The organism is Spirillospora sp. NPDC052242 (assembly GCF_040679555.1).
In the GTDB taxonomy this organism is placed as follows: domain Bacteria; phylum Actinomycetota; class Actinomycetes; order Streptosporangiales; family Streptosporangiaceae; genus Spirillospora.
Genome location: NZ_JBFAUZ010000051.1, coordinates 1 through 20,147, shown reverse-complemented (window position 1 = coordinate 20,147; position 20,147 = coordinate 1). Strand labels below are relative to the sequence as shown.

14 protein-coding genes are annotated in these 20,147 nt (G+C 75.5%); 6 read left to right on the top strand and 8 right to left on the bottom strand.

What is annotated here, in order from left to right; translation table 11 throughout:
- Positions 1 to 14: 14 nt before the first annotated feature.
- The 3 genes from AB0L25_RS32735 to AB0L25_RS32725 all read left to right on the top strand — a co-directional run bounded on the left by AB0L25_RS32735 (position 15) and on the right by AB0L25_RS32725 (position 9,145).
- A complete protein-coding gene (locus AB0L25_RS32735) occupies positions 15 to 3,050 on the top strand; it encodes an AAA family ATPase (protein ID WP_500176619.1) in 3,036 nt (1,011 codons plus the stop codon).
- A gap of 164 nt (positions 3,051 to 3,214) precedes the next feature.
- Entirely contained in the window at positions 3,215 to 6,292 is a 3,078-nt protein-coding gene (locus tag AB0L25_RS32730; RefSeq protein ID WP_500176618.1) for a DUF4132 domain-containing protein, read from the top strand.
- 3 nt (positions 6,293 to 6,295) lie between these two features.
- Positions 6,296 to 9,145, top strand: coding sequence for a DUF4132 domain-containing protein (locus AB0L25_RS32725; protein WP_500176617.1), 2,850 nt, complete (start codon positions 6,296 to 6,298; stop codon positions 9,143 to 9,145).
- Positions 9,146 to 9,152: 7 nt separating this feature from the next.
- Here AB0L25_RS32725 and AB0L25_RS32720 read toward each other — a convergent pair whose 3' ends face one another.
- The gene (locus AB0L25_RS32720) at positions 9,153 to 9,923 is read right to left on the bottom strand and encodes an SAM-dependent methyltransferase (protein ID WP_500176616.1); all 771 of its coding nucleotides are present in this window, start codon (positions 9,921 to 9,923) and stop codon (positions 9,153 to 9,155) included.
- A gap of 137 nt (positions 9,924 to 10,060) precedes the next feature.
- On the opposite strand from AB0L25_RS32720, the gene AB0L25_RS32715 reads away from it, so the two are divergent.
- From AB0L25_RS32715 to AB0L25_RS32705, 3 genes are all read left to right on the top strand, one after another.
- Complete coding sequence (locus AB0L25_RS32715; RefSeq protein WP_500176615.1) at positions 10,061 to 10,228, top strand: hypothetical protein; 168 nt, start codon at positions 10,061 to 10,063, stop codon at positions 10,226 to 10,228.
- Between the two features lie 74 nt (positions 10,229 to 10,302).
- A complete protein-coding gene (locus tag AB0L25_RS32710; RefSeq protein ID WP_500176614.1) occupies positions 10,303 to 11,298 on the top strand; it encodes a pirin family protein in 996 nt (331 codons plus the stop codon).
- 98 nt (positions 11,299 to 11,396) lie between these two features.
- Positions 11,397 to 11,711 (top strand): PGPGW domain-containing protein, encoded by a 315-nt coding sequence (locus AB0L25_RS32705; protein WP_500176613.1) that lies wholly within the window; start codon positions 11,397 to 11,399, stop codon positions 11,709 to 11,711.
- Positions 11,712 to 11,804: 93 nt separating this feature from the next.
- Here AB0L25_RS32705 and AB0L25_RS32700 read toward each other — a convergent pair whose 3' ends face one another.
- From AB0L25_RS32700 to AB0L25_RS32670, 7 genes are all read right to left on the bottom strand, one after another.
- Positions 11,805 to 12,815 (bottom strand): LacI family DNA-binding transcriptional regulator, encoded by a 1,011-nt coding sequence (locus tag AB0L25_RS32700; RefSeq protein WP_500176612.1) that lies wholly within the window; start codon positions 12,813 to 12,815, stop codon positions 11,805 to 11,807.
- 42 nt (positions 12,816 to 12,857) lie between these two features.
- Positions 12,858 to 14,099 carry a multiple monosaccharide ABC transporter permease gene (gene mmsB / locus AB0L25_RS32695; protein ID WP_500176611.1) on the bottom strand — a complete coding sequence of 414 codons (1,242 nt, stop codon included), beginning with the start codon at positions 14,097 to 14,099 and terminating at the stop codon, positions 12,858 to 12,860.
- Positions 14,096 to 15,637 carry a multiple monosaccharide ABC transporter ATP-binding protein gene (mmsA, locus tag AB0L25_RS32690; protein ID WP_500176610.1) on the bottom strand — a complete coding sequence of 514 codons (1,542 nt, stop codon included), beginning with the start codon at positions 15,635 to 15,637 and terminating at the stop codon, positions 14,096 to 14,098. The genes mmsB and mmsA overlap by 4 nt, the downstream gene beginning before the upstream one ends.
- 23 nt (positions 15,638 to 15,660) lie before the next feature.
- On the bottom strand, positions 15,661 to 16,788 hold the full coding sequence (gene chvE / locus AB0L25_RS32685) for a multiple monosaccharide ABC transporter substrate-binding protein (protein ID WP_500176609.1): 1,128 nt from the start codon (positions 16,786 to 16,788) through the stop codon (positions 15,661 to 15,663).
- 275 nt (positions 16,789 to 17,063) lie between these two features.
- Entirely contained in the window at positions 17,064 to 17,966 is a 903-nt protein-coding gene (sigJ, locus tag AB0L25_RS32680) for an RNA polymerase sigma factor SigJ (RefSeq protein WP_500176608.1), read from the bottom strand.
- 65 nt (positions 17,967 to 18,031) lie between these two features.
- Positions 18,032 to 18,394, bottom strand: coding sequence for an STAS domain-containing protein (locus tag AB0L25_RS32675; protein ID WP_500176607.1), 363 nt, complete (start codon positions 18,392 to 18,394; stop codon positions 18,032 to 18,034).
- Between the two features lie 68 nt (positions 18,395 to 18,462).
- Entirely contained in the window at positions 18,463 to 20,037 is a 1,575-nt protein-coding gene (locus tag AB0L25_RS32670) for a DEAD/DEAH box helicase (RefSeq protein ID WP_500176606.1), read from the bottom strand.
- Between the last annotated feature and the right edge of the window lie 110 nt (positions 20,038 to 20,147).

Sequence of the window (20,147 nt, the reverse complement as noted above, 5' to 3'; positions counted from 1 at the left end):
CGGAGGAGCACGGCGTGAGGTTGCATCGGCTGGAGGTCACGGCGTTCGGACCGTTCTCCGGCACCGAGGAGATCGACTTCGACGCGCTGTCGGACGCCGGGCTCTTCCTCATCCAGGGACGGACGGGCGCCGGCAAGACGAGCGTGCTCGACGCCGTGTGCTTCGCCCTGTACGGGCAGGTGCCCGGCGCCCGCAACCGGGCGAAGGGGCTGCGCAGCGACCACGCCGCCCCCGGCGCCGTGCCGCAGGTGGTGCTGGAGACGACGATCCGGGGCCGCCGGCTGCGCCTCACCCGCTCCCCGGAGTGGGAACGTCCCAAACTTCGCGGAACCGGCACGACGAAAGAGCAGCACAAGGTCCTGCTGGAGGAGTTCGTTCGCGGGGCGTGGACGGGCGTGTCCAACCGCATCGACGAGACCGGCGACCTGATCGGCGACCTGCTCGGCATGAACGCCGGCCAGTTCTGCCAGGTCGCGATGCTGCCGCAGGGCGAGTTCGCCGGGTTCCTGCGCGCCAAGGCGGACGACCGCCGCAAGGTCCTGGAGCAGCTGTTCGCCACCGAGGTGTTCGCGGACGTCGAGAAGTGGCTGGGCGAGCGCCGCGCCGCCACCGGCCGCGAGGCCGACCGGCTCGGCGCCGACGTGCTCTCGATCGCCGACCGCATCGCCGAGGTGACGGGCGCCCCGCCGCCGCACGCGCCGCAGGCCCCGGACGCCGAGGCCGTCCCGCGCCCGCGCAGCGGCGAACCGCCCGCCGAACCGCTGGACGACGTCGCGGCGCTGCCCGCGTGGGCGGCGCGGCTGGCGGACGAGCACGCCGCCATGCGGGCGGACGCGGAGGAGCGGCGCGCCGGGGCCGCCGCCGCGCTGGAGGCCGCCCGCGCGGCCCTGGAGGACGGCCGCGTCCGCGCCGAACGGCGGCGGCGGCACGCCGACGCGCTCGCCCGGCGCGACGCGCTCGGCGACGGCGCGGCGGAACGCTCCCGCATCGGGTCCCTCCTGGACGCGGCCGCCCGCGCCGACCGGGTCGTCCCGCTCGTCCGCGCGGTCGAGGAACGGCACGGGCGCGCGGTGCAGGCCCGCCGCCGGACCGAGGACGCGCGGACGCGCGTCGCGGCCCTGCTGCCGCCGAATCCGTCCGAGGACGTGCTGGTCAAGGCCGAGCGGGCGCGCCGCGACGAGATCGCGAAGCTGGAGGGCGCGCGTGCCGACGCCGAGCGGCTCCGCCGCGTCGACGCCGAGCGCGCCGCCCTCGCGACCGAGTTCGGGCGGCTCGAACCGGAGCAGGCGCGGCTCGCCGCCGCCCTCGCCGACCTGCCCGGCGCCGTGGAGACCCGCCGCGCCGAGCTGGACGAGGCGCGGCTCGCCGCGGCCGGCCTGCCCGGGGCCGAGGCCGCGCTCGCCGACGCCCGGCGCCGTCTCGACGCCGCGCAGCGCCGCGACCAGGTCGAGCACCTGCTCGGCGAGGCCGAGGCCGCGCACCGCGACGCCGTCGACGCCGCCCAGGAGGCCCGCGACCGCGTGCAGGAACTGCGGCAGGCGCGCCTCGACGGGATGGCGGCCGTCCTCGCCGAGGACCTGCGGGACGGCGAACCGTGCCGCGTCTGCGGATCCACCGAGCACCCCGCGCCCGTCGCGTCCCTCGCGGTCGTCCCGACCGAGGAGCGGATCGAGCGGGCGCAGGCCGCGTACGAGGAGGCGGGGGCGCGGCGCGAGGAGGCGTCGAACCGGGTCGGGAGACTGCGCGCCGAACGCGACGGCCTCCTCGAGACCGCGGGGGAGACGTCCGTCGAGGCGCTCGCCGCCGACCTGGACGGCGCGCGGGAGGCGCTCGCCGCCGCCGAGGCCCGCGCCGCCGAGGCCGAACGGCTCGAAGCCGTCCTGCACCGCGACGAGCAAGAACTCGAACGCGTCCGGGACGCCGCGCGGGACAACGACCGGCGGCTCACCGAGAACCGCGCCGCGGACCGGAAACTGGCCGACGAGCAGGCCCGGCTGCGCGCCGAGCTGGACGAGGCGCGCGGCGGCGACGCGACGCCGGAGGCCCGCATCGCGCGGCTCGGGGGCGAGGCCGACGCGCTCGCCGCCGCCGTGGCGGCGCAGCGCGACGCGACCCTCGCCGCCGACGAGCTCGCCGCGGCGCGCGCCCGCGCGAAGGCCGCGGCGGAGGCGCAGGGATTCCGCACCCCCGACGAGGTCCTCGCCGCCGAACTGCCCGACGAGGACCAGGGCGACCTGCGCGACCGGCTCCGCCGCTTCGAGGACGAGGAGGCCGCCGTCCGCGACCTGCTCGCCGACCCCGAACTGGTCGCGGCCGCAGCGGCGCCCGCCCCCGACCTGCCGGATCTGCACGAGCGGTTCGCCGCGGCCGAGTCCGCGCACACCGAGGCCGCGTCCGCCGCGCACACCGCCGCGCTCCGCTGCGACCGGCTCGCCGACCTGCGCACCCGGCTCGACACGGCCGTCCGCGCCTGGCGGCCCGCCGCCGAACGGCACGAGGTCGCCCGGCGGCTCGCGGGCCTCGCCTCCGGCAAGGACCCGGCCAACCGGCGCGCCATGTCGCTGCCCGCGTACGTCCTGGCCGCCCGCCTCGAACAGGTCGTCGCCGCCGCCAACGAACGCCTGGACCGGATGTCCGGGGGCCGCTACGAGCTCGTCCACACCATCGAGAAGGCGGCGGGCGACCGCAGCCGCAGCGCCGGCGGCCTGGGCCTGCGCGTCGCCGACGCCTGGACGGGCCAGGAGCGCGACCCGGTGACGCTGTCGGGCGGCGAGTCGTTCATCACCTCGCTGTCCCTCGCGCTCGGCCTCGCCGACGTCGTCACCGCCGAGACCGGCGGCGCCGAGATCGGCACCCTGTTCGTCGACGAGGGCTTCGGCACGCTCGACGCCGAGACCCTCGACGAGGTCATGGACGTCCTGGACGGCCTGCGCGACGGCGGCCGCGCCGTCGGCATCGTCAGCCACGTCGCCGAGCTGCGCGCCCGCATCCCCGCCCAGCTCCGCATCGCGAAGGAACGCGGCGGCTCCACCGCGAAGATCGTCGTCTGACGGTCCGCGGGCGCCGGACCCGGGAAGATCATCATCTGCCCGCGGAGTGTCGGTGCCCGGCCCTAGGGTCGGGCCCTATGTGGCAGGACTTGTCGGTCATCCCGGCTTCGTGGCGGTCTCGGATGCACCCTCGGCGGGACGGGCCGGTCCCGTCGGACCCGGTCGTGGACGAGACCCTCGCCGGGGACGTGCTGAAACGCGTCGCCGATCTGCGCGAGCGCCTCGGCGAGTGGATCGAGACCGACGACCGCTACTTCGTCGAGGACGGCCTGCTCGACCCGATCCGCGCCTACCTCGGCGGTGCGGCCGACCCCGTGGGCGCCGCCGCGACGCTCGTCCTGCTGTCCGACTGGAAGATCTCGCGGTGGTTCTACGGCACGGGCGGCCCGCGGCACCGGACGCGCTTCGACGGGTTCGCCGACGCATGGACGGCCGAGCACGGGCTCGCGTTCGCGGTAAGCGCGTTCGTCGAGCTGAGCGGGATCTGCCCCCACATGGCCTGGCCCGGTACCGACAGGGACACGCGCGGCGTCCGCACGTCCCTCGAATACTCGACGGACCTGATGCGGGACGCCCGGGACGGCGGCGTCCGCAGGCTGCGGGAGCTGATGACCGCCGCCGACGACGCGGTGATCGAGCGCCTCGGCGGGCTGCGCACCTCGCCGGTGCGCCGCGTCGTCGCGTCGTACCTCGTCCCGGAGCGGGAGGACTGGCTGGAGGAGTGCCTCGCGGAGCCGACGGACTCCCGGTGGGAGCGGGGCGCGAACTGGATGCTGTGGTGCTGCCCCGAGTCGCCCGCGCGCTTCGAGCGGGCCCGCGGCGCGCTGCGGGCCGGCCGGCACGAGCTCGTGCCGGACGTCCTCGCCACGGCCTACGCGGGAGCGGGCGCGGCGCTCGTGCCGGTGCTGGGCGCCGCGCTCGACGACGCCGGTCTGCTCGCCCCGAACCGCGACGCGATCCTCACGCTGCTGGCGCGGCTCCCCGACGACGCGGCGTTCGCCGTCCTCGCCGAGCGCGCGGACCGGCCGCACGTGCGCCGCGCTCTCGACGCCGCCGCGCGCCGGTTCCCGGAGCGCGCCCGGCGGCTCGGACCGTCCGGTCCCGAGCCGGCCGGACGGCCCGTGCCCGACGCGCCCCCGGACGCGTTGCCGCCGCTGCTGGCCCGCCCGCCGTGGACGCGGGCCGAGGCGCCGGGCGTGCCCGGTCTGAAGCCGCCGTCCGAGCGGGCCGTCGTGTGGGCGCCCGGCGAGCGGGAACGGTGGGCCGCCGAGGCGTCGAAATGGCGCCCCGAAATCCTCGGCGGGGAAGTGCCCGACGAGGCGCTGGGGAAGGCGATCGAGGCGCTCCGCGCCGGGAAAGGCGACGGCGCCCGGGGGGACGTCACCGCGCTGCTGCACGCGCCCGGCGACGCGGCGGACGCGCTCGTCACCGGGTGGGCTCCGTTCACGTACCACTTCGCCTACGGGTGGATCCGCCCGCTCGTCGCGCGGCACGGACTCCGCGCCCGCGAGGTCGCGCTGCGGTTCGCGCTCCGCGGACGCAGGAGCGACGCGGACTACGCGCGTGCGGCGCTCGTGCCGTTCCGGGACGCCGAGGTCGCCGAACGGATGGCCGGGTGGCTCGCCCGCGGCGTCGAGCCGCTCGGTCCCGTCCGCGACTGGTTCGCCCGGCACGGCGCCGACGCGGTGCCGCTGCTCGTGCCCGCCGCGCTGGGACGTCCGGGCGCGCGGCGGCGGCAGGCGGAGCACGCGCTGCGGCACATCGCGGAACTGGCGGACACCGGGCGTGTCGTCGCGGCGGCGGGGGAGCACGGGGAGGCCGTGGAGCGGCTCCTGACGGCGCCCGCGCTCCCGCCGGTCCTGCCGAAGATCCCCGCGTGGGCGTCGCCGGACGTCCTGCCGCAGGTGCGGCTGCGCGACCGGTCCACCGCACTGCCCGCCGAGGCCGCGGCCCACCTCGTGACCGCGCTCGCGGTCGCCGCGCCGGGACTGGAGGAGGTCCGGGCGGCGTGCGATCCGGCGTCGCTGGCCGGGTTCGCGTGGGCGCTGTTCGAGAAGTGGCTGGCCGAGGGCGCCCCGCCCCGGGACGACTGGACGCTGCGGGCGCTCGGACTGGTCGGCGACGACGACACCGTGCGGCGGCTGGTGCCGTTCGTCCGGACATGGCCGGGGGAGGGGCTGCACGACCGGGCGGTGAAGGGCCTGGAGGTGCTCGTCGCCCTCGGCACGCCCGTCGCGCTGTTCCATCTGCACGAGATGAGGCGCAAGGGCGGGAAGTCCGGGATCAGGGAGGAGGCGCGGGCGAAGTTCTCGCAGGTCGCGGCGCGGGCGCAACTGACCGTCGACGCGCTCTCCGAACGGATCGTCCCCCGCTACGACCTGGACGCCGACGGCGGGACGACGCTCGACTACGGGCCGCGCCGGTTCCGGGTCGGCTTCGGCGACGGGCTCGAACCGTACGTCGCCGACGGCACCGGGCGGCCGCTCAAGGCCCTGCCCGAGCCGGGCGCGGGCGACGACCCCGAACTCGCCGAGGCCGCCCGCCGCCGCTTCACCGCGATGAAGGCCGAGGTGCGGACCGCGTCGACCCACCTCGTCCGGCGGCTGGAGAAGGCGATGGTCCGCCGCCGCACGTGGACGCCGGACGAGTTCCGGACGCACTTCGCCGAGCACCCCCTCGTCCGCCGCATCGCCCGCCGCCTGCTGTGGACGGCGGACGGGACGCCCTTCCGGATCGCCGAGGACGGCACCTTCGCCGACGTCCGCGACGACGCGTTCGTTCTGCCGGGCACGGCCGTCGTGCGCCTCGCGCACCCCGCCGAGCTGGGCGGCGACCTCGACGCGTGGGCGCGGACGTTCGCCGACTACGAGCTGGACCAGCCGTTCCGGCAGCTCGGCCGCCCGTTCCACCCGCTGACCGAGGACGAGCGCGCGACGGGCCGCATGAAGCGGTTCGAGGGGCGGGTCGTGGACGGCGAACGGGTGTACGCCATGGAGCGCCGCCGCTGGTCCGCCACCGCCCTGGGCAAGGACGGCCACCCGGGCGGCGACCTCGCGGGGACGCTGCTGTCACGCGGGCACCCGGACGCCCTCGAGTGCGAGGTCACCGTGCGGCGACGGGTCGTCGGCACCGGTGTCGAGTACCGCATCGGCACCGTCACCGTCGACGCGGCGGACCCCGCGCTCGCGTCCGAGGCCGTCGCCGACGTCCTCTGGCTGGTCGGCGAGGACGGGGGACGGTAGCGCATGGACGACGAATCGCCGGCCTTCCCCGCCGGGTGGCACGCGCGCCTGCACGCCCGCAACGGCGGCCCGGTGCCGCCCGACACGGCGGTGGACGAGGCGCTCGCCCGCGACGTCCTCGAACGGGTCGCGGGGCTGAGCGACCGGCTCAAGGAGTACATCGACGCCGACATGATCTTCGCCGACGGGCTGGGCCGCCACGCGCGCGCCTACCTGGACGGCGCGGCCGACCCCCTCGGCGCCGCCGCGACCGCGGTCGCCCTCTCCCACGACGCGGAGTTCGGCACCCGGTTCCACGGCCCGGGCGGGCCGCGGCACGAGACCCGGTACGACGGCCTCGCCGACGCCTGGACGTCCCGGCACGGCCTCGCCTTCGCCGCCGCGGCGTTCGTCGAGCTGAGCGGCCTCGAACCCGAGCGCGAATATCGGGACGGCCGCGGCACGACGAGCGGTGTCCGCCTCGCGCGCGACGAAGACCCGATGCACCTGTGGTGGCACGCCCGGCGCGGCGGCGTCCGGCGGATGCGCGAGCTCGCGGCCGCCGCGGACGCCCCGGTGGTCGAACGGCTCGGCGCGCTGCGCACCGCGCCCGTCCGCCGGATCGTCGCCTCCTACCTGATCCCGGACCGGGCGGACTGGCTGGAGGAGTGCTGCGCGGCTCCGCCCGGCACGGAGCGCGAACGGAACGCCCACTGGATGCTGTGGTGCTCCCTCGGGTCGGCCGACCAGCTGCGCCGCTTCCGGGGCGTCCTGCACCTCGAACCGGACGACCTGATGCCGGACGTCCTGGCGACCGTCCTCGAACGGGTCGGCCCGGCGGCGCTCGCGCCCGTCCTCGGCGCCGAACTCGACCGCGGGCCCCTGGCCCGCTCCCGCGACGCGATGCTCGGCCTGCTCGCCGCCGTGCCGTCCGACGAGGCGTTCCGCGTCCTGGCCGAGCGGGCCGGGAACGGGCACGTCCGGCGCGCCCTCGACCGCGCGGCGCGCCGCTTCCCGGAGCGGGCGCGGCGCCTGCTGCCGCCCGCCCCGGCTCCGGTGCCGAGGACGCTGCCCGACGCGCCCCCGGACGCGCTTCCCCCGCTGCTGGTCCGGCCGCCGTGGGAACGGGCCGGTGACCCGGCACCGGTCCCGGGGCTGCGGGCCCCGGCGGGACGCCGCGTCGTGTGGGAGCCGGGCGAGCGGAAGCGGTGGGCCGCCGACGCCGCGAAGTACCCGCCGAAGGACCTCGGGCGAGGGAGCGCGGACGGGGAACCGGCCGACGCGATCGAGGCGGTGCGGGCCGGGAACCCCCGGAACCACCGCCAGGAGATCACCGCCTTCCTGCACGCCCCCGAAGGCGCGCTCGACGACGTCCTCCCCGGATGGACGCCGAAGACCTTCGACACCGGGCCGGCATGGATCCGCCCGCTCGTCGCGCGCTACGAGTCCCGCGCCCGCGAGCACGCGCTGCGCGTCGCGGCCGCGAACCGGGAGGGGGCGCGCGCCGCCCTGGTCCCGTTCCTGGACGCCGAGGTCGCCGCGCTGATGGCCCGCTGGTGGGCGCTGCGCGCGGGGCCGCTGCGGCCCGTCCGCGCGTGGTTCGCCCGGCACGGCCTCGACGCGGTGCCGCTGCTCGTCCCCGCCGCGCTGGGCGGGCCGGGGGAGCCGCGCCGGTTCGCCGAGCACGCGCTGCGGTCCATCGCCGGGCGGACGGACGCCGGCCGGGTCGCCGAGGCGGCGCGCGTCCACGGGGACGCGGCGGCGGACGCCGTCCGGCGGCTGCTCGCGGACGAGCCCGTCCCGGTGCGCGTCCCCGCGCTGCCCGACTGGGCGCGCCCGGACGCGCTGCCACAGGTGCGGGTGCGCGACCGCGCCGCCGCCCTGCCCGCCGAGGCGACCGCCCGGCTGGCGGCGATGCTCGCCGTCGAGGACCCGGACCTGCCCGGTGCGGCGGCCGTCCGCGAGGCGTGCGACCCGGCCTCGCTGGCCGCGTTCGGCCGGGCGCTGTGCGAGGCGTGGCTGGAGCACGGCGGCCCGCCCGCGCACTACTGGGCGCTGCGGTCGCTCGGGACGACGGGCGACGACGACACCGTCCGGCGGCTGGTCCCGCTGATCCGCCGCTGGCCCACGGAGCACATGCACCACCGGGCGGCGATGGCCATCGACGTCCTCGCCGAGATCGGCACGCCCGTCGCGCTGCTGCACCTGTACGACCTGGCCCGGACCGCGCGGCATCCCGCGGTCGAGCAGCGGACGCGGAGCCGGTTCGGGCGGGCGGCGAAGCGCGCCGGGGTGCCCGCCGACCGGCTGGCCGAACGGATCGTCCCCGGCTTCGGCCTCGACGCCGACGGCGCCCTGACGGCCGACTACGGCCCGCGCCGGTTCCGCATCGGGTTCGACGAACGGCTCCGCCCGTTCGTCGAGGACCGGGACGGGCGCAGGCGCGCGGCCCTGCCCGCGCCCGGGGCCCGCGACGACGCCGAGCGCGCGGCCGCCGCCCGCCGCCGCTTCACCGCGATCAAGGCCGAGGTCCGTGCGGCGTCGAAGTACCTCGCCGAGGCGCTGGAGAACGCGATGGCCCACCGGTACGGGTGGACGCCCGACGAGTTCCGCGCGCTGTTCGCCGACCACCCGATCGCCCGGCACGTCGCGCGCCGCCTGGTGTGGACGGCCGGCGGCACCGCGTTCCGGATCGCCGAGGACGGCACGCTCGCCGACGTCCGCGACGACGCGTTCGTCCCGCCCGCGGACGGGACCGTCCGCGTCGCGGACCCCGCCGACCTGGGCGGCGACCTCGCGGCCTGGCGGGAGACGTTCGACGACTACGAGATCGTCCAGCCGTTCGCGCAGCTCGCGGGCGCCCCGGTGCCGTGACGTCCGGTCAGGGCTTGCGGCCGACGCCCGCCATCAGCCAGCCGGACGGCGGGTCGTAGGGGCGGTCGGGACGCCACTCCGGCGCGGGGACGAGACCGGGGTCGACGAGGTCGAGGCCCGCGAAGAACCCGGCCAGCCGGGACGCGGGGCGGAACTCGACGGGGAAGCCGAGCAGCTCGACGATCTTCTCGTGCTTGTCGAGGTCGGCGGGGGTGAGCCGGTCGGACGCCAGGTCGCAGATCACCAGGTGGCTGCCGGGCGCCATCGCGTCGCGGAACGCCCGCACGACGCCGTCCGGGTCGTCGGCCTCCGGGATCTGGTCCAGCATCGCGATCATCAGCACCCCGACCGGGCGGTCGAGGTCGATGAGGGCGGTCAGGTCGGGGTCGCCGAGGACGTCGGCGGGGCGCCGGGCGTCGCCGCGCACGGCCGTCGCGGTCGGGACGGCGTGCAGCAGCGCCTGGTAGTGGACGACGGCGACCGGATCGTTGTCGACGTAGACGGTGCGGGCCGCGGGGTCGGCGCGCCCGGCGAGCTCGTGCACGTTGCCCTTGCCGGGGAGGCCGCAGCCGACGTCGATGAACTGCCGGACGCCCGCGTCCAGCAGGTACCGGACGGCGCGGCGCATGAACTTGCGGTTCTCCCGGGGGAGGAGCCGCGCGACGCGGTGCATGGCGAGCGCGGCCATGGCGGCGTCGCGGTCGGGGCCGTAGTTGTCCTTGCCGCCGAGCGAGTAGTCGTAGACGCGTGAGCTGGCGGCGCCGGGCCGGTCGAGCATGGGGGGATCACCTCGACGAGTGAGCGGGGTTGGTCGAGGAACGCGACTGCCCAGTCTAGTTCATGGTGATCACGGTGTGCACGGTCCGCGCAACGGAAAGTACCCGCCCGCCTTGTCAGTCCGCGACGGGACGGGACGTGCGGCTGCAGCGCCGCGTCGTCGACGCCGACCTGGACGCCCCGACGACGCTCGTCCGCGTGCGCGGCGCCCTCTACGTCGTCCGCTCCCAGTTCGACGAGGGCGGCCCGCTCGGCGAGGGCGTCCCCGAGACCCCGTTCACCGTCGCCGCCGTCCGCGGCCTCTGACGGCGCCCGCACGGGAGGCCCGCCCCGCCCGCGCCCGGGCGGGGCGGTAGCCTTCGGAGCGTGGGGAGCGGCTCGTGAGCAATGTTGAGGATCGTCCCGTCGAGCAGGACGTCTGCTCCGCCGACGCGGCCGTCGCCGGCGAACCGGATCTCGAACCGCTGCACCCGCGCGACGTCCCGCTCGGCGGGCCGCGCGCGATGCGGGTCCGGCGCGTCCTGCCCAACCGCGACCGCCGCATGGTCGGCGCGTGGTGCTTTGCCGACTCCTACGGCCCCGACGACATCACCGGCGGCGCCGGCATGCAGGTCCCGCCGCACCCCCACATCGGGCTCCAGACGGTGACGTGGCTGCTGGAGGGCGAGGTGCTGCACCAGGACGGGCTCGGCAGCCGCGCCCTCGTCCGTCCCGGCGACCTGTCGCTGATGACGGCGGGCCCCGGCATCGCGCACTCCGAGCAGTCCCCGCCCGGCCACTCCCCGGTGCTCCACGGCGCCCAGCTGTGGGTGGCGCTGCCCGAGTCCGCCCGCACGACCGCGCCCGCGTACGAGTTCCACACCGACCTGCCCCGGCTCGACGTCCCGGGCGCGGACGTCACGGTGTTCGTCGGCGGGCTCGGCGGGGTCGCGTCCCCGGCGGGCGTCCACTCGCCGCTCGCCGGCGCCGCGCTGCACGTCTCCGCGGACGTCCGGCTGCCGCTGGACCCCGGGTTCGAGTACGCGGTGCTCGTCCTGTCCGCCGAGCTGACCGTCGAGGGCCGGGAGGTGCCCGCGGGCGACATGCTGTACCTCGGCCGGGGGCGCACGGAACTCGCCCTGTCGGCCGGGCGGCCCGCCCACGCCCTGCTGCTCGGCGGCGAACCCTTCGCCGAGGACCTCGTGATGTGGTGGAACTTCGTCGGCCGCACCCACGACGACATCGTCGAGGCCCGGACGGACTGGGAGCGCGAGCGCTCGGGCGTCCACGCCGACCCCCGCTTCGCCCCCGTGACCGGCTACGACGGCCCCGCCCTGCCGGCCCCCGAGCTGCCGAACGCGCGGCTGAAGGCCCGCGGCCGCTACCACCGGCACTGAGTGGCGTCCGTCACAGTCGGGTCACGATCGGGCGCATCCGGCCCGTTCCGTGCGTCATACGGAGCAAGGACCGTTCCCGATGCTCCGCAGGAGGCCCTGTGACCACCACCGCGCCGCACCGTCCCGCCCCCGAGACCGTGGCCGACACGCCGGCCGAGACCGCCGCGACCGACGTTCCGAGCACGGCTCCGCGGGGCCGGTCCGGTCCGGTGCGCAAGATCGCCGTGGCCGTGGCCGGGACGGTGGTGATCGCCGCGGGCATCGTGATGCTGGTGATCCCCGGCCCGGGCGTGGTGGTCATCCTCGCCGGCATCGGCCTGCTCGGCACCGAGTTCCCCGCCGCCAAGCGGGTCAGCGAGCGCTGCTACGGCTACCTCCGGACGGCCTGGGCGAAGATCCGCCGCAAGGGCTGACGCCCGCCGCCCCCCGCACCGCCGAACCCGCGCCGCCCGCCGAGGCGACGCGGGTTCGTCACGTGACGGGGGTCTGCGGGCCGCCCGGAGGGGTCACGCGGGGCCGGTGCTGCGGCGGATCACCAGCTCGCTCGGCACCACGCCGGCCCGGCCGGGCGGCGCGCCGCCCGGGTCGGCGAGCCAGGCGAGCAGCAGCTCCACGCAGTGCCTGCCGAGGGCCGCGAAGTCCTGCCGGACGGTGGTGAGCGGCGGAGTCAGGAACGCCGCCTCCGGGATGTCGTCGAAGCCGATCACGCTGACGTCCTCGGGCACCCGGCGCCCGCTCTCGTGGATCGCCCACAGCAGCCCGAGCGCGATCTGGTCGTTGGCCGCGAACACCGCCGTCACGTCCGGATCGGCCGCCAGCCGCCGGCCGCGCTCGTAACCGGACCGGGCGCTCCAGTCGCCCGGCGCGCAGTCGGGCACCTCGGCGCCCGCCGCGACGAGCGCGTCCCGCCAGCCGCGGGTGCGCTCTGTGGCCTCCGACCAGTCCGCCGGCCCCGGCAGGTGGTGGACGGTCCGGTGCCCGAGGCCCAGCAGGTACCGGGTGGCCTCGCCGGGCGCGCGGTAGTGGTCGGCCTCGACCGTCGGGACCGCCGCGGGCGGCCCCAGCAGCACCGTCGGCAGGTCGCCCGGCAGGTGCCGCACCGCCTCCTCCGGCGGCACGTGCCCCGGGATCATGATGAGCCCGTCCACGCCCTGGTCGCGGAACCGCTCGACGGCCCCGGCGACCGTGTCGCGGCCCGCCGACTCCAGCCCCGCCACGCCGGTGAAGAACCCCGCCTCGCGGGCGTGCCGCTCGATCGCCGCGATGATCGACGCGGGCCCGTGCAGGGCGGTGTCGAAGCTCACGACGCCGAGGGTGCTGGACCGTCCGGTCGCCAGGGCCCGGGCCGCCGCGTTCGGGCGGAAGTCGAGCTGCGCGGCGGCGGCCAGGACCCGGTCCCGGGTCTTCGGGCTCACCATCGGATGGTTCTTGAAGACCCGGGACACCGTCTGGTGCGAGACCCCGGCCAGCCGGGCGACGTCGCGCAGGCCCGGCCGGGTAGGTGGCGTGGCGGTCATGTCACCCCGAACATACCGGGCGGGCGGCGACGGCGCCGCCGTTCACCGGGCCGCGCCGCTGCGCCGCTTGGTCCAGACGTCGAACGCGACCGCGGCGAGCAGCACCAGCCCCTTGATCAGCATGACCCGCTCGCTGGGCGCGCCGAGCAGCGACATCCCGTTGTTGATCACGCCCATGATCAGGCCGCCGGTGATGGCGCCGATGACCCGGCCGACGCCGCCCTGCACGGCCGCGCCGCCGATGAACGCCGCCGCGATGGCGTCCAGCTCGAACATGTTGCCCGCGGTCGGGCCCGCCTGGTTGAGCCGCCCGGCGAACACGATCCCGGCGACCGCCGACAGCACGCCCATGTTCACGAACAGCCAGAACGTCACCGACTTGACGTTCACGCCGGACAGCCGCGCCGCGAGGGGATTGCCGCCCATCGCGTAGATGCGGCGCCCGAACACCGACCGGTTCGTCAACGTCGTGTAGGCCAGCGCCAGCGCGCCGAGCAGGACGAGCACCCACGGGAGGTTCTTGAACCGGGCGAGCTGCACGGCGATGAACATCACCACGACGACGGCCAGCGCGTTCTTCGCCGCGAACACCGCGATCGGATCGACCTGCTGCCCGTACCCGATCCGGGCCTGCCGCCGCCGCCACCCCAGCACCGCGAACCCGCCGACCAGAGCGAGCGCCACCAGCAGCGTGAACAGGTCCGCGCCGCCGAGGAAGCCGAGGCCGATGTTGCCGAGGTAGCCCGACAGGAACCCGTTCGCGATCGTCCGGACGTCGTCGGGGAACGGGCCGATGCGCTGGTTGTCGAGCACGGTCAGCGTCAGCGCGCGGAACATCAGCATCCCGCCGAGCGTCACGATGAACGCCGGGATCCCGAAGTAGGCGATCCAGTACCCCTGCCACGCGCCGATCGCCGCCCCGGCGAGCAGCGTCAGCAGCAGCGCCAGCGGCCACGGCACGTTGTGGTCCACCATCAGGACCGCGGCGATCGCGCCGGTCAGCGCCACCACCGACCCCACCGACAGGTCGATGTGCCCGCCGATGATCACCAGGATCATCCCGATCGCCAGGATCAGGATGTAGGAGTTCTGGACGATGATGTTCGAGATGTTCCCGGGCGACAGCAGCTGCCCGTCGGTCAGCACGGCGAACAGCGCGACGATGATCGCGAACGCGATGTAGATCCCGCTCTGCCGCAGGTTGACCGGCAGGCCGCGGCGGCCCTTCGGCGGCCCGGACGCCGGCGGGGAGACGGCCTCCCCGGCCTTGGCGACGCTGCTCATGGACTGGCCTCCTCGGTCTGGGTCATGTACTGCATCAGGCGCTCGGGCGTCGCCTCCGCCCGCGACACCTCACCGGTGATGCGGCCCTCCGCCATCGCGTAGACGCGGTCGCAGATCCCGATCAGCTCCGGCAGCTCGGACGAGATCACCAGCACGGCCCGGCCCTGCTCGGCCATCGTGTTGATGATCGAATAGATCTCGTACTTCGCGCCGACGTCGATGCCGCGGGTGGGCTCGTCCAGGATCAGGACGTCGGCGTCGGTGAACATCCACTTCGACAGCACGACCTTCTGCTGGTTGCCGCCGCTCAGCTCCCCGGCGGGCGCCAGGACGCTCGGCGCCTTGATGTTCATCTCCCGGCGGAACCGCTCGGCGACCTCGTACTCGCGGCCGTCGTCCACCCAGCCCGCCTTCGCGAGCTTGCCGAGCCCCGCCGCCGACACGTTCCGCGTGATGCTCTCGATGAGGTTCAGGCCGTAGGTCTTGCGGTCCTCGGTCGCGTACGCCAGACCGTGCGCGATCGCGTCCCCGACCGTCCGGATCCGCACCTCCGCGCCGTCCTTGAACACCCGCCCGCTGATCCGGGCGCCCCAGCTGCGCCCGAACACGCTCATCGCGAGCTCCGTCCGGCCCGCGCCCATCAGCCCCGCGAGCCCGACGACCTCGCCGCGGCGCAGCGACAGCGCGGCGCCGTCGACCACGACCCGGTCCCGCTGGGTGGGGCTGTGCACCGTCCAGTCCTCGATCCGGAACACCTCCGCGCCCACGTCGCGGACCCGCTCGGGGTACCGGTGGCCCAGGTCGCGGCCCACCATCCCGGAGATGATGCGGTCCTCCGAGACGCCGTCGCCGTGCATGTCGAGCGTCTCGATCGTCCGCCCGTCCCGCAGGATCGTCGTCGAGTCGGCGATCGACCGGATCTCGTTCAGCTTGTGCGAGATGATCACGCAGGTGATGCCGTCCGCCCGCAGCCCGCGCAGCAGGTCGAGCAGATGCCGGGAGTCGGCGTCGTTCAGCGCCGCGGTCGGCTCGTCCAGGATCAGCAGCCGCACCTCCTTCGAAAGCGCTTTCGCGATCTCGACGAGCTGCTGCTTGCCGACGCCGAGGTCCATCGCGGGCGTCACGGGGTTCTCCCGCAGGCCCACCCGCTCCAGCAGCGCCGCCGCGTCGGCGTTCGTCCGGTTCCAGTCGATCAGCCCGAACCGGCCGCGCCGCTCGTTGCCGAGGTAGATGTTCTCGGCGATCGACAGGTACGGGCTCAGCGCCAGCTCCTGGTGGATGATCACGATGCCGCGCCGCTCGCTGTCGCGGATGCCCGAGAACCGGCACGGCTCCCCGTCGAACTCGATTTCCCCGCTGTAGTCGCCGTGCGGGTAGACGCCCGACAGCACCTTCATCAGGGTCGACTTCCCGGCCCCGTTCTCGCCACAGATCGCGTGGATCTCGCCGCGCGCGACGTCCAGGTTCACGTCCTGCAGGGCCTTGACCGCGGGGAAGCTCTTGGTGATCCCGCGCATCCGCAGTATCGCGTCCGTCATGCTCCTCCTCCCGGGGGACGCCGCTACTGCAGTTCGCCCGCGGTGTAGTAGCCGCTGTCGACGAGCACCTTCCGGTGGTTCTCCTTGGTGACGATCACCGGCTGCAGCAGGTTGGACGGCACGACCTTCTCGCCGTTGTCGTAGTCCTTCGTGTTGTTGACCGGCGGGTCCTGCCCCTTCAGGACGGCGTCCGCCATCTTCACCGTGACCTCGGCGAGCTTGCGGGTGTCCTTGAAGATCGTGGAGTACTGCTCGCCCGCGATGATCGACTTCACCGACGCGACCTCGGCGTCCTGCCCGGTGACCACCGGGTACGGCTGCGCGCCGCCGCCGTAGCCGTTCGACTTCAGCGCCGACAGGATCCCGATCGACATGCCGTCGAACGGGGACAGGACGCCGTCCACCTTCGCGCCGTCGCGGTAGTGCCGCGTGATGAGGTCCTCCATGCGGGCCTGCGCGCGTGCCCCTTCCCAGCGCAGCGTCGCCATGGTCTCGAAGTCGGTCTGCCCGCTCTTCACGACCAGCGTGCCCTTGTCGATGTAGGGCTTCAGGGTGTTCATCGCGCCGTCGTAGAAGTACTTGGCGTTGTTGTCGTCGGGCGAGCCGGCGAACAGCTCGATGTTGAACGGGCCCTGCTCGGCGCCCTCCGAGCCGTCCGCCTTCTTCACCCCCAGCCCGACCAGCAGCGACGTCGCCTGCTGCACGCCGACCTGGTAGTTGTCGAACGTCGCGTAGTAGTCGACGTTCGGCGAGTTGAGGATCAGCCGGTCGTAGGAGATGACCGGGATGTCCTGGTCGGCGGCCTTCTGCAGCTGCGTGGTGAGGGCGGTGCCGTCGATCGGCGCGACGATCAGCAGCCGGGCGCCCTTGGTGATCTGGTTGTCGATCTGGTTGGCCTGCGTCGGGATGTCGTCCTCGGCGTACTGCAGGTCGACCTTGTAGCCGAGCCCCTCGAGCTGCTTCTTGACGTTGTCGCCGTCGTGGATCCACCGCTCGGACGACCGCGTCGGCATCGTCACGCCGATCAGCGCGCCCTTCACCGGCGCGTTCGCCCGCTCCTTGTCGATCGTCTTCTCGCTGGACCCGCACGCGGTCATGCCGAGCGCGAGCCCGATGCCCAGTGCCATGGTGACGAGCTTCCGTGGCTTCACATCTCACCTCGGGGGTGGTGGCGGATGGTTCGCGAGCCACACTGTTACCGGTCACACAAGCATGTCAAGACCCCGGTGTGCTCCGCATCACAACCGTGATCCCCCCGTGAGGGACGGCCGCCGCCCGCGGATCCCGCCCCTCACCAGGCCCGACGTCCCCCCACCCGCACCGCGACCCGCGGACGGGCGCCGTGCCTCGCCGCCGGTGAACATCGCCCGCCCGGGGGCGGCCCTCGACGGGGAGGACCGCCCGCATGGCCGGGGCGGGGACGGGATCAGGGCTCGAGGGCGGTCAGGTCGAGACGGGCGAGGCGCTCGGGGTCGGAGAGGATGTCGATCGCGACGATGCGGTCGGCGGAGACGGTGAAGCTCATGATCGAGAAGAGTTCGCCGTCGACCGTGTTCACCAGGCCGGGCGCGCCGTTGACCAGGGCGGGACGGGCGACCGCGGTGGTCGCCATGCGCCGGAACGTGGCGGCCTGGCCCGCCACCTCGTGGACGCCCCGCAGGACCCGCATGCCGCCGGGCAGCAGCGTCCCCGCGTCGGCGCGCAGCACGACGTCGGGGTCGAGCACGGCCACCAGGCCGTCGAGGTCGCCGCCGCGCGCCGCGGTGAGGAAGGCGTCGACGACGCGGCGGCGGGCGACCGGGTCGGGGTCCGGGGCCGGGGCGGCGCCCCGCACCCGCTGCCGGGCGCGGCTGGCGAGCTTCCTGGCCGCGGCCGGGGTGCGGTCCACGATGGGGGCGATCTCCTCGAACGGCATGCCGAACATGTCGTGCAGGACGAACGCGAGCCGTTCGGCCGGGTTCAGCGACTCCAGCACCACGAGGAGCGCGAGCCCCACCGAGTCGGCCAGCATCGCCTGCCGCTCGGGGTCCTGGCGGTCGGCGCCGGGGGCCTCCTCGCCGACGATCGGGTCCGGCAGCCGCGCCTCCAGCGGGGTCTCCCCGCGCGTCCGGCGGGAGCGCAGCATGTCCAGGCACACCCGGCCGACGACCGTGGTCAGCCAGCCGCCCAGGTTGTCGATGTCGTCGCCGGCGGTGCGCGCGAGCCGCAGCCAAGCCTCCTGGACGGCGTCGTCGGCCTCGGCTAGGGAGCCGAGCATCCGGTACGCCACCGCCTTCAGGTGCGTGCGGTGCTCCTCGAACCGCTCGGCCAGGAAATCGCGCTCGTCCATCGTCGCCCCTCGTCCTCGGTGATCGTCACAGCATTGACGAACGGGACCGCGCCGATGTGACCGCCCTACGGTCCGGTTTCGGAGCGCAGGACGAGGATCGCCGTGTCGACCGACGAGTAGATCGGGAAGAGGCGGGTGAGCCCGGTGGTGCGCAGCACGTCCCGGATGCGGGGACTCACCGCGACCAGGGCGAGCGCGCCCGCGTCGGGCAGCAGGGGGGAGATCCCGGCCAGCACGCTGAGCCCGCTGGAGTCCATGAACTCGACGTCCCCGAAGTCCAGGACCAGGTGGCGGGCGCCGTCGCCGAGCAGCGCGGCCAGGTCGTCGCGCAGCCGGGCGGCGGTGGAGATGTCCACGTCGCCTTCGAGCGTCACGACGGCCAGGTCGGTGTGGATCGGATGGAACCGGCTGTGCACGGTCAGGGCCATGGTGTCCAGGATGTGCCCCCTGGGCGGCCGGTCATTCCACGGCCGCGGACGGGTCGCCCACCGTGCCCTCAGGTGTTCTGGGCGGACGGGCGGCGGCGCGGCCGGCGGCGCGGTTCGGCGCCCTGCGCGTTCCCGCGGCGCGGCTCGGCGCCGCCCGGCTGCGCGTTTCCGCGACGAGACTTGGGGGCCTGCGCGTTCCCGCGCCGGGGTTCGGCGGTCGGTTGCCCGTTCCCGCGGTGCGGCTTGGCGGCCTGCGTGCTCCCGCGCCGGGGTTCGGCGGCCTGCCCGTTCCCGCGGCGGGGTTCGGCGGCCTGCCCGTTTTCGCGGCGGCCGTCGCGGGCGCCGTGCTGCGGGGCGGCTGTCGCCGGGGGACGGGCGCCGGTGATGCGGGCGAGCTCGGGGTCGCCGGGGCTCACGCTGGTGGTGCGCGGGGTGATGCCGGCCGCGGCCATCATGGCGTCCACGTCGCGCCGCTGGTCGGGGACCACGAGGGTGACCACGGTGCCGCGCCGCCCGGCGCGGGCGGTGCGGCCGCTGCGGTGCAGGTAGTCCTTGGGGTCGGCCGGCGGGTCGATGTTGACGACGAGGTCGAGGTCGTCGACGTGGATGCCGCGGGCCGCGACGTCGGTGGCGACCAGCACGGTGACGGCCTCGGTGCGGAAGCCGTCCAGGGCGCGGTTGCGCTGCGACTGGCTCTTGCCGCCGTGCAGCGCGGCGGCGCGCACGCCGCGGGACGTCAGCTTGCGGACGAGGCGGTCGGCGGCGTGCTTCTTCGCCACGAACATGATCACCCGGTCGCTGCGGGCCGCGACGTGCACGGTCGTCTCGTGCTTGTCGGTGTCGGCCACGTGCAGCAGGTGGTGCTCCATCGTGGTGACCGCGCCGGTCGGCGGGTCGACCGAGTGGGTGACGGGGTCGCTGAGGAACGCGCGGACGAGCCGGTCGACGTTGCGGTCCAGCGTCGCGGAGAAGAGCATGCGCTGCCCGTCGGGCGGGGTCTGCTCGAGGAGCGAGGTCACTTGGGGCAGGAAGCCCATGTCGGTCATCTGGTCGGCCTCGTCGAGCACGGTGATCCGCACCCGGCCGAGCCGGCAGTCGCCGCGTTCGATGAGGTCGGCCAGCCGTCCGGGGGTGGCGACCACGAGTTCCGCGCCGCGGGCGAGGGCGGTCGCCTGGCGGTTGATCGACAGGCCGCCGACCACGGCGGTCAGCCGCAGGTCCAGCGCCCGCGCGTACGGTTCGAGCGCCTCGGTGACCTGCTGCGCGAGTTCCCGCGTGGGCACCAGGACGAGCGCCAGCGGGGCGCGGGGCTCGGCGCGGCGGCCGGCGGTGCGGGCGAGCAGCGGCAGGCCGAAGGCGAGGGTCTTGCCGGACCCGGTGCGGCCGCGGCCGAGGACGTCCCGTCCGGCGAGCGCGTTCGGGAGGGTCGCGGCCTGGATCGGGAACGGCTCGGTCACGCCCTGTTCGGCGAGCGTCGCGAGGATCGGCGCCGGCAGCGGGAGGTCGGCGAACGCCTCGACCGGGGGCAGCGGCGGAGTGGACCCCTTCGGGGTCGCGAACTCGGCGGCCCGCTCGGCGCCGGGGCGGCGGTCGCCCTTGGCCGGGCGCGGTCTGGACGAGCGGGTTCGTGCGGGACGGGGCATGCTGGGAGCCTTCCACAGGAGCGGTGCGTCGCGTCGCACGCTCGTGCGGGCGATGCCGTGGCGTGCGGCGGGGGGGGGGGGCCGTGGGGGGGGGCCCGCCCCCGCCCCGG

Excerpts from the sequence above, each read along its gene's own strand:
- AB0L25_RS32725 (WP_500176617.1), top strand. The coding sequence starts at position 6,296 with ATGGACGACGAATCGCCGGCCTTCCCCGCCGGGTGGCACGCGCGCCTG.
- AB0L25_RS32720 (WP_500176616.1), bottom strand. The coding sequence starts at position 9,923 with ATGCTCGACCGGCCCGGCGCCGCCAGCTCACGCGTCTACGACTACTCG.
- AB0L25_RS32700 (WP_500176612.1), bottom strand. The coding sequence starts at position 12,815 with ATGACCGCCACGCCACCTACCCGGCCGGGCCTGCGCGACGTCGCCCGG.
- mmsB (WP_500176611.1), bottom strand. The coding sequence starts at position 14,099 with ATGAGCAGCGTCGCCAAGGCCGGGGAGGCCGTCTCCCCGCCGGCGTCC.
- mmsA (WP_500176610.1), bottom strand. The coding sequence starts at position 15,637 with ATGACGGACGCGATACTGCGGATGCGCGGGATCACCAAGAGCTTCCCC.
- sigJ (WP_500176608.1), bottom strand. The coding sequence starts at position 17,966 with ATGGACGAGCGCGATTTCCTGGCCGAGCGGTTCGAGGAGCACCGCACG.
- AB0L25_RS32675 (WP_500176607.1), bottom strand. The coding sequence starts at position 18,394 with ATGGCCCTGACCGTGCACAGCCGGTTCCATCCGATCCACACCGACCTG.
- AB0L25_RS32670 (WP_500176606.1), bottom strand. The coding sequence starts at position 20,037 with ATGCCCCGTCCCGCACGAACCCGCTCGTCCAGACCGCGCCCGGCCAAG.